Origin of the sequence: Caulobacter vibrioides (assembly GCF_002858865.1) — a bacterium.
GTDB lineage: Bacteria > Pseudomonadota > Alphaproteobacteria > Caulobacterales > Caulobacteraceae > Caulobacter > Caulobacter vibrioides.
On sequence record NZ_PJRR01000024.1, the window covers coordinates 1 to 2,792 of the forward strand.

At 67.4% G+C, this 2,792-nt stretch carries 4 protein-coding genes; 2 read left to right on the plus strand and 2 right to left on the minus strand.

Features of this window, described 5'->3' with window-relative positions; translation table 11 throughout:
• Window positions 1-140 precede the first annotated feature (140 nt).
• Entirely contained in the window at window positions 141-794 is a 654-nt protein-coding gene (locus CVUC_RS18585) for a glutathione S-transferase family protein (protein WP_096034073.1), read from the plus strand.
• On the opposite strand, the gene CVUC_RS18590 is transcribed toward CVUC_RS18585, so the two are convergent.
• Together CVUC_RS18590 and CVUC_RS18595 are read right to left on the minus strand one after the other, a co-directional pair.
• On the minus strand, window positions 763-1,956 hold the full coding sequence (locus CVUC_RS18590; RefSeq protein WP_096034074.1) for a patatin family protein: 1,194 nt from the start codon (window positions 1,954-1,956) through the stop codon (window positions 763-765). The genes CVUC_RS18585 and CVUC_RS18590 overlap by 32 nt on opposite strands.
• A 133-nt stretch (window positions 1,957-2,089) precedes the next feature.
• A complete protein-coding gene (locus CVUC_RS18595) occupies window positions 2,090-2,299 on the minus strand; it encodes a cold-shock protein (protein ID WP_010920741.1) in 210 nt (69 codons plus the stop codon).
• 342 nt (window positions 2,300-2,641) lie between these two features.
• Between CVUC_RS18595 and CVUC_RS19960 the strand changes: the two genes are divergently transcribed.
• On the plus strand, window positions 2,642-2,792 hold a 151-nt coding region (locus CVUC_RS19960), incomplete at its 3' end, for a hypothetical protein (RefSeq protein WP_170013913.1).

The following is a 2,792-nucleotide window of genomic DNA, read 5'->3' on the forward strand; positions in this document are numbered from 1 at the left end:
GCCGAGGGTCGCTAGCAATCTCCAGTATCCCTCCAGAACCCCCCCCTCCCCCATCCGTCCCAAGCAGATCGAAGGGGCGAAGGCGACGAGCGGCGGCGTCCGGGTTATGGTCGGCGCGTCGCCTATCTGGAGACCGCGCCATGACCCCCGTCATTTCCGCCTACAACTGGGTTCCGCCGCCCGCCCGCGGTCTGGTGCGCGACCTGCGGATTCGCTGGGCGCTGGAGGAGCTGGGCCGGCCCTATGCGGTCGAGACCGTGCTGCACCAGGACAAGACCGCCTATCGCGCCAAGCAGCCGTTCGGCCAGGTGCCGGCCTATGACGACGGCGAGGTCCAGCTGTTCGAGAGCGGCGCGATCGTGCTGCACATCGCCGAGCAGGATGAGCGGCTGCTGCCCAGGGATCCGGCCGCCCGGGCCCGGGCGATCGGCTGGATGTTCTGCGCGCTGAACACGCTGGAGGTCCCGCTGCTGCAGTTGGCCGAGCTGAACATCTTCAGCGCCGGCCAGGCCTGGACCGAGGGCGCGCGGCCCAAGGTCGAGCGCTGGGTGTGCCAGCGCTTGGGTCAGCTGGCCGCGCGGCTGGGCGCCAAGACCTATCTGGACGGCGAGACCTTCACCGCCGGCGATCTTCTGGTGGCCGACGTGCTGCGCCAAGCGCCGGACGCCATGCTGGCGGAGACCCCGACCCTGGTCGCCTATCGCGACCGCTGCACGGCCCGGCCGGCCTTCCAGAAGGCCCTGGCCGCGCAGCTGGCCGACCTCAATGGCCCGCCGCCGCCGGGCTGGGGCTAGGGGCCGCCCCCTCGACCTCCGCCGAAGGATCCGCCGGCGCCGCCCACGCGCCACCGGACTTGCCCAGGTCGTAGCCCAGCGTGAACAGCGCCCGGCGGCCTTCCGAGGCGAAGTCCAGGCCCGAGAAATCGCCCTTGGCGTGGTCGGGAATGGCCGTGTAGCGGAACACCCCGCCGTTGCGCCGGGTGAAGGCGGCGTTGGCCGTCAGGTGCGTGCGCAACTGGGCCTTGCTCATGGCGATCCACGAGCGCCCCAGGATCGACAGGGTGTCGCCCTTGGTGAAGCCGAAGCCGCCGTCGATCTGGCCGTTGACGATCACCGACACCTCGCCCGGCCCCGTCTGGTCGCGACCGGGCAGGATCGACAGCAGCAAGGTCTCGGGCGCGACGAAGAACGGCGTCGTGACGCTGCCGTCGACATGCATCTCCGAGAGCTTGCGGTCGCCGCCTTCGACCTCGATCAGGATCGGCGGAAAGACGCCCGGAATGGCCGCCGAGGCCACCAGGACGTCGCGAAACAGCTGCAGGGCCGCCGCGTCGCCGCGCGAGGCGATCGCGCCCATGTCCCAGATCATGGTCTCTTCGGTGTCGAGATTGGTGGTGGCGATCATCAGCCGCCGCCCCTTGGCGTGCTCGACCGCGATCGCATACAGCAGCGGCGGGTCGACATATTTGGCAACCAGATCCCGCAGGGCGTGGTTGCGGAAAATGCTGGGATTGAAGAACAGGTCCAGCCCCCGCTTTTCCAGGATCCGATCGGCGGCGTCGCTGGTGTAGGCCTCGGTCAGGCGGCGGTCCCAGTCCTTGCCCAGATAGGCGAAGGGCGCGGTCAGGGCGCCGGTCGAGACGCCGGTGACGATGTCGAAGTCGGGGCGGTTCCCCGCCGCCGTCCACCCCACCAGGATGCCCGCTCCATAGGCCCCGTTCGAGCCGCCGCCCGAGATCGCCAGCACATTGACCTTGCGGCCGGCGGTATGGTCGTGGACCTCCTGCGCGAACTTCAGGCCCGCAGCGGGGTCGGCGGCGCTGAACCGCACGTCCGAGAGGCCCTGCGGCGCGGCCGCGCCGATATCCTGCGCCGTAAAGGCTTCGCGCGACACCGTCCCGCAGGCCGACAGCATAAGTCCGACCATCAAGGCGGCCAGAACGCGAAAGGCCCGCATGGAAAGCGTCTCCGAAACGGCTCGAGCGATGATTAGCCGCCGCGCGCCTGCAAGGGAATTGCCCCAAACGAAAACAGGCCGGCGCAAGCGCCGGCCTGTCATAGTCTCGAACCCGTAGGGCTCGCTGCGGGCTTTAGGCCGCTTGCAGCTGGCCGGCCGAGGTCTTGCCGCTGCGGCGGTCGACTTCGGGCTCGTACGAGATCTTCTGACCTTCGTTCAGCGAGCCGAGGCCCGAGCGCTCAACGGCCGAGATGTGGACGAAGATGTCCGCGCCGCCGTTGTCGGGTTGGATGAAGCCGAAGCCCTTGGTGGAGTTGAACCACTTCACGGTTCCAGTCGCCATGGGGATGTTCCTTGTAGGCATAGGTGTTCGTCGTCCGGAACGCCCGGTCGACGATCAAATTTCGTTGGAAGTTCGGTAGGCGCGTCCGGCGCTCCTGGTCCAGGAGCAAGGAAAAGCAGGCCGAGCGGCAGCGAATTCGATACAACCATAAACAGGATTTTTCTGGGGATATCAAGAGAAATACCGTCGCAGGTCTTTTTGCTGATTTCTCCAGATCGCGAATTCTGTCGAGAATATTTCCCCAGCAACCCTTGCCGCCCGGCGCCGCGCGAGCCCTTAAGGGCCTTGCCAGACTCTTTTTTGCAATTCATTCTCAAATGCATCATCGCGAAGGAGACGACGATGGTTCTGCGAATGACCGGCGCCGGCTGGCTGGCCGCCATGATGCGGGTCGAGCGTGAGGAGGGCGAAGCGTTCGACGACGCCTGGCTGCTGTTCGGCCCCAGCGACCCGGCGGTGGTCGAGCGCCGGGCGAGTGAAAACGACCCTGGGG